A 5,494-nucleotide genomic window follows, 5' to 3' on the forward strand; every position below is an offset into this window, starting at 1 on the left:
GATCTTGGCGAACAGCGCCGCATTCGACTTTTTCAGCGACCGGCCCTTGGAAATAATCGCCGCGCCGCCGCGCCGCCGCATGAAATCGTCCACCGAGCCGCTGAAAGCCTTGTGAATGCCGCGGTCGACGGAGATCGTCTTAGTTGCGTAGTTTGCCCCGGCCAGAGCGGCCAGCCCCTTGGCGCCTACACCTTCCGACCTGGCCTGCGCGGCAAAATCCTGCTTCCAGGCCTCGAAGCCGGCGCCGGTCTTGCCGCAGCTGGCCGCTGCCTGTGCGCCCGTCGCCAGCGCAAGCACCGCCACCACGGCCGCTGCAAACATCTTTCCCTTGGCAAGAATTGCCATGTTGTTCTCCTGGTTGCCTGAATCACGTCCCAATTGCGAACTTGCCAGCGAAACGCGCACTTGTCACTGTCACCGCTGCAATGCTGGCGAATGCCGTGGAATTTGCCTAGGATCAAGTGATTATTGTGGCAAGGGGGCTGCATGCAAGACGTTGATGTCGTCATCATCGGTGCCGGCTCGGCGGGTCTTGCCGCCGCCAGAACCCTGCAGGCCGCGGGGCTTTCCTTCACGCTGCTCGAAGCGATGGACCGAATCGGCGGGCGAGCCTGGACCAGCGACCAGCATTTCGGCGTGCCTTTCGACATCGGCTGCGCCTGGCTGCATGCCGCCGACCGCAATCCCTATTTTCCCGAAGCCCAGGCGGCAGGCTGGACGTTGCATCATCACGACATGAACGTCGATCATCTCTACTACCGCGAGCGCAAGGCGAGCGAAGCGGAAGAAGCCGACATGAAGGCCGCCGACGCAAAGCTGTTCGAACTGCTGGCCAGGCATGAAGTGAAGGACGGAGATGACGATCGTCTTTCGGCGCTTTTGGCAAAAGGCCATGCGCCGCGCGCCGCCGCCACCTTCGCCGGGCCGATGGATTTCGGTGCCGACGAGGACGAAATCTCGATCCTGGACTTCCAGGCCGCGGCCGATCTCGACCCGTCCTTGGCGCGCTGGTGGCGCGTTTCGGCGCCGGCGTGCCGGTCGAACTGTCGACGCCGGTGCGCAAGATCCTGTGGGACGTGCCCGGCGTCGCCTGCGTCACCGATCGCGGCACCGTCCGCGCCAAAGCGGTGATCGTGACCGCTTCGCCGGCGGTGCTCGCCTTCGAGGAGATCGCGTTCTCGCCGGCCCTGCCCGACACGCATTTCGGCGCCTTCTTCGACCTGCCGATGGGCATGCTGACCAAATTGCCGGTCGAAATATCGGGCACCAGGCTCGGGCTGCAGCCCTTCGACGACCTGCTGATCGAACGGATGGCCAGGCACGACATCTACTTCCTCTGCTTCCCGTTCGACCTTGACTTGATGGTCGGCTTCGTCGGCGGCGATTTCGCCTGGGAAATGTCGGCGGCCGGCGAGGCGGCCGGCATCGACTTCGTCGTCGACCGGCTGTGTGGCATCTTCGGCGGCGATACGCGCAAGCATGTCGGACGCGCCATGATGACCAATTGGGGCGGCGAGCGCTTCGTGCGCGGCGCATATGCCGCGGCCCGCCCCGGCCGTTCACTGGCGCGCGCCGCACTCATGCAGCCGGTGGCCGATAAGATTTTCTTCGCCGGCGAGCACCTGGCCGGTCCTCTGATGCAGACCTGCGGCGGCGCACGGCTGTCGGGCGAGGCGGTGGCAAGACAGGTTGTCGCCCAGCTTGCGGCCAAATAGCTTCAGGAAAATGTGGAACACCGCGCGGCTGTTCGCGTTGGGCACGGGCCGCCGTGAACATTTATGTCACCTCCGGTGAATTGAGACCGACATGAAACTCTTCGACTGCCCGCATTGCGGCCATCGTATCTATTTCGAGAACGCCCAGTGCCTGAACTGCGGGAACCCCGTGCTCTACGATCCCGAGCACGCCTGTTTCGCGCTGGCGGGCGTCGACGGCGTCTTCCAGTGCACCAACGCCGATGAATGCGCCTGCAACTGGATGGCGGAACCGGGTCACGCTTTTTGCCGCGCCTGCGTGCTGAACCAGCTGATCCCGGATCTCTCCGTCGACGGCAACCGCCGCCGCTGGATTCGCGTCGAAGCGGCGAAGAAGCGCGCCATCTATTCGCTGCTGGCCTTCGGACTGCCGGTGGCGCCCAAGGAGAACCCCGCCGACGAGATCGGCCTGGCGTTCGACTTCCTCGCCGATCCGATCGGCGGCGGCCCCGGCGGCGAGCGGATCCTCACCGGCCACGACAATGGCCTGATCACGCTCAACGTCGCTGAGGCGGATTCGGCCGAGCGCGAGAAGCGGCGCGTCGAGATGGGCGAGAACTACCGCACCTTGCTCGGCCATTTCCGTCATGAGCTCGGGCACTATTACTGGGACCGCCTGATCCGCGACGATCCGCACAGGCTCGAAGCTTTCCGCGCACTGTTCGGCGACGACCGCGCCGATTACGAACATGCGCTGAAGGCCTATTATGCCGATGGTGCGCCGCCCGACTGGCAGCAAGACCACATCTCGGCCTATGCGACCTCGCATCCTTGGGAGGACTGGGCCGAGACCTGGGCTCACCACCTGCACATCACCGACACGCTGGAAATGGTGCACGCGCTCAACTTTCCGCTCGGCCGGCTGGAGACGGTGGAGGCCAACGACTTGCCGCGCGGCGACACCGGCGGCGGCTTGCAGGCCGCACCCTCGGAGCCGGCGACCGCGCCGGAGCCTTTCGAAAAGATCCTTGCCCGCTGGCTGGTGCTGTCTGAAGCCTCCAATTCGATCAACCGCTGCATGGGCCTGCCCGACCTCTATCCCTTTGTGATTTCGGACGTCACGGCGCGCAAATTGGAATTCGTTCACGAACTTCTGACCGATTTGCCGAAAGAAGCGGGAACAAATCGTGAGTTGGCGCAGGCGTTTTAGCGGGAACGCATAAGCTGCTGCCCCGTTTTGGCTGCCGAGGGACCTGAAAACGGAGAGAAACCATGAAATCCCTGTTGTTTCCGGCGGTAGCCGGAATGCTGACCGTGATGTCGGGCGCCGCGTTTGCCGATACCGCCGTCTCAGCCGTCACCGATCTTAACGTGCGCGCCGGACCCGGCCCGCAATATCCTGTGATCGGCGTGCTCGCCGCCGGCCAGTCGGCAACGCTCAATGGCTGCATCGAAAACAGCAAATGGTGCACCATAGCCGAGGCCGGCGGCCAGGGCTGGGTCTATTCCGACTATGTCACGGCCGATATCGGCGGCAGCCGCGTGGTGCTGACGGAACGGCGCTCCAGCGTTGCTGTCGTCTCGCCGCCGGAGGACATCGGCAACTACTCGACCGACTATACCGGCGCGATCATCGCCAGCGATCCGGTCGTGGATGACTTCCCGCCGCCTCCGGCTGAAATCCGCACCTATGTCGACACGCATCGCCTCGATCCCATCTATCTCGAAGGCGAAGTGGTGACCGGCGCGACCCTGCCCGACACCGTCGAGCTACGCGAGATTCCGGACTACAATTACCGCTATGTCTATGTGAACGGCCAGCGGGCGCTGATCGATCCGCAGACCCGGCGCATCATGTACGTCGTTCGCTGACGACAATCGGCACAAGCGGCCGCTGCGACAGCAGCGGCCGCCAGCAGGCGGCGCCGCCGCGCGGCGCTCTCCTGCGCCGACTTGCTTGGCCTAGTCCTTTGCGGAAAACCATTCCGATTTTCCCGGCCATCGGTTAGTCAAATAGGCGATGACTTTGGCAAGGGAGCCCGCGTGACCATCGATCCGTCCGCCTTCGAGCGTTACAGGCATTCGCCGAACGCCAGGACGACCTTGCCGCGCCTGTTCCTCGGAACGGGCATCGTCGTCCTTTTTTGGGCAGCAACCACCGTGGCCGTGCTGGTCGGCGGCACCTATGCCTTCTTCGCCTGGCAGACGGGTCTGGCTCCGCCTTCCGGCATGCAGGGTTTCCTCGCTTCGCCCCTCGGCATCCTCGCCGCGCTCGTCTCGTTCGCCGGCATCTGGATCGGCCTGTGGGTCGCGATGCGCTGGGTGCATGGCGAGAAGCTGTCGGCGCTGCTCGGCAACAGCCGACGAGTTTCATGGCCCGACTTCCTCAAAGGGCTGATCGCGGTGCTGATCACGTCGTTCATATCCGAGGTCCTGCTCTATCAGCTGCAGCCGCAGATCACGCGTGGCCCGATCGGCCTGTCGTCCTGGCTGCTGTTTGCGATCCCGATCGCCGCGCTCACTTTGCTGCAGACATCCTCTGAAGAGGTGCTGTTTCGCGGCTATCTGCTGCGCGGTCTCGCCAACCGGTTCACGAGCCCGTTCGTCTGGGCCCTGCCGCCGGCCCTGCTGTTCACCTCGCTGCATTGGAGCGCGAGTTCGTCGCCAGCCATCAATGCTTGCGTGCTGGCGTCGATCGCCGCTTTCGCGCTGCTGCTGACGCTTATCGTCTACGCAACCGGCAATCTCGGCGCCGCCCTGGGTGCTCATCTCGGCAACAACCTGACCGGGTTTCTCTTGATCTCGCATCAGGAAAGCTACAATTCCTTCGCCCTGTTCAACGCCAAGCCGCTCGAAGGGCCGGGCTGGGCGACGTCGGATGCGGTTCTCATCGCCTTCATCGGCATCGCCGGCAGCATGGTGACCATCGTGCTGCTTCTACATCCGCGTTCGCCGCTCAAGCTCGCCGCCGAGCTTCCGGACCGGACGAGCACGGCGTGATTGCAGACCCGGGAACGACGCAATCCGGCCTTGTCTTGACTCCGCGTCCGATTTCCTGTCTACACGCCCCGAATTCCGCGACGAGTATCCCTCCGAGCAAGCCGACCAGGACGCCGAAACCTCTTTGAGGTGAAGTGCTGTAAATCGATCCTGGAGGCCAACACCCGGCAGCGCTGAGCGCCCCCGGGTGCTTTTTGGTTTTGGCTTTTGGTTGGACACTGGGCGCGAACGCATTACCTCTCGGGCATCATCCGGATGCCAGGGAAAAGGAAAACGAATGTTTGAATCGCTACAGGAACGTCTTGGTTCGATCCTGAACGGCCTGACCGGCCGCGGCGCGCTGTCGGAGGCTGATGTCTCGGCGGCGCTGCGCGAGGTGCGCCGTGCGCTGCTCGAAGCGGACGTGGCGCTGGAAGTGGTGCGCTCCTTCACCGACAAGGTGCGCGAGAAGGCCGTCGGCGCTGCCGTGGTCAAGTCGATCAAGCCCGGCCAGATGGTCGTCAAGATCGTCCATGACGAACTGGTCGAGATGCTCGGCGCTGAAGGCGTCGCCATCGATCTCAATGCCCCGGCGCCGATCGTCATTATGATGGTCGGCCTGCAGGGTTCCGGCAAGACGACCACTTCGGCCAAGATCGCCAAGCGTCTTTCCGAGCGTCAGAACAAGAAGGTCCTGATGGCCTCGCTCGACACGCGGCGCCCCGCCGCGCAGGAGCAGCTTCGCCAGCTCGGCGAACAGGTCAAGGTTGCCACGCTGCCGATCATCGACGACCAGTCGCCGGTCGACATCGCCCGCCGCG

The 5,494-nt window shown here is 64.0% G+C and carries 7 protein-coding genes; 6 read left to right on the forward strand and 1 reads right to left on the reverse strand.

Annotation, left to right across the window (positions count from 1 at the left end; all coding sequences use genetic code 11):
• The coding region (locus tag EOD15_RS27500) for a lytic murein transglycosylase (RefSeq protein ID WP_185929092.1) at nucleotides 1-345 on the reverse strand (345 nt) is incomplete at its 3' end.
• Nucleotides 346-486: 141 nt separating this feature from the next.
• Here EOD15_RS27500 and EOD15_RS37010 point away from each other — a divergent pair.
• The 6 genes from EOD15_RS37010 to EOD15_RS27525 all read left to right on the forward strand — a co-directional run.
• Entirely contained in the window at nucleotides 487-1,131 is a 645-nt protein-coding gene (locus EOD15_RS37010) for an FAD-dependent oxidoreductase (RefSeq protein ID WP_245463777.1), read from the forward strand.
• On the forward strand, nucleotides 1,056-1,715 hold the full coding sequence (locus tag EOD15_RS37015) for an FAD-dependent oxidoreductase (RefSeq protein WP_245463778.1): 660 nt from the start codon (nucleotides 1,056-1,058) through the stop codon (nucleotides 1,713-1,715). Before EOD15_RS37010 ends, EOD15_RS37015 begins: the two co-directional genes overlap by 76 nt.
• A gap of 91 nt (nucleotides 1,716-1,806) precedes the next feature.
• On the forward strand, nucleotides 1,807-2,904 hold the full coding sequence (locus tag EOD15_RS27510; RefSeq protein WP_127409021.1) for a putative zinc-binding metallopeptidase: 1,098 nt from the start codon (nucleotides 1,807-1,809) through the stop codon (nucleotides 2,902-2,904).
• A 62-nt stretch (nucleotides 2,905-2,966) separates the two neighbouring features.
• Nucleotides 2,967-3,566 (forward strand): DUF1236 domain-containing protein, encoded by a 600-nt coding sequence (locus EOD15_RS27515; RefSeq protein WP_127320904.1) that lies wholly within the window; start codon nucleotides 2,967-2,969, stop codon nucleotides 3,564-3,566.
• A gap of 171 nt (nucleotides 3,567-3,737) precedes the next feature.
• Nucleotides 3,738-4,694 carry a type II CAAX endopeptidase family protein gene (locus tag EOD15_RS27520; protein ID WP_127320905.1) on the forward strand — a complete coding sequence of 319 codons (957 nt, stop codon included), beginning with the start codon at nucleotides 3,738-3,740 and terminating at the stop codon, nucleotides 4,692-4,694.
• Nucleotides 4,695-4,971: 277 nt separating this feature from the next.
• Nucleotides 4,972-5,494, forward strand: a 523-nt coding sequence (locus tag EOD15_RS27525) for a signal recognition particle receptor subunit alpha (RefSeq protein WP_185929093.1), incomplete at its 3' end; no start/stop codon positions are given.

The organism is Mesorhizobium sp. M7A.T.Ca.US.000.02.2.1, from assembly GCF_003996995.1.
GTDB lineage: Bacteria > Pseudomonadota > Alphaproteobacteria > Rhizobiales > Rhizobiaceae > Mesorhizobium.

Excerpts from the sequence above, each read along its gene's own strand:
- EOD15_RS37010 (WP_245463777.1), top strand. The coding sequence starts at position 487 with ATGCAAGACGTTGATGTCGTCATCATCGGTGCCGGCTCGGCGGGTCTT.
- EOD15_RS27510 (WP_127409021.1), top strand. The coding sequence starts at position 1,807 with ATGAAACTCTTCGACTGCCCGCATTGCGGCCATCGTATCTATTTCGAG.
- EOD15_RS27515 (WP_127320904.1), top strand. The coding sequence starts at position 2,967 with ATGAAATCCCTGTTGTTTCCGGCGGTAGCCGGAATGCTGACCGTGATG.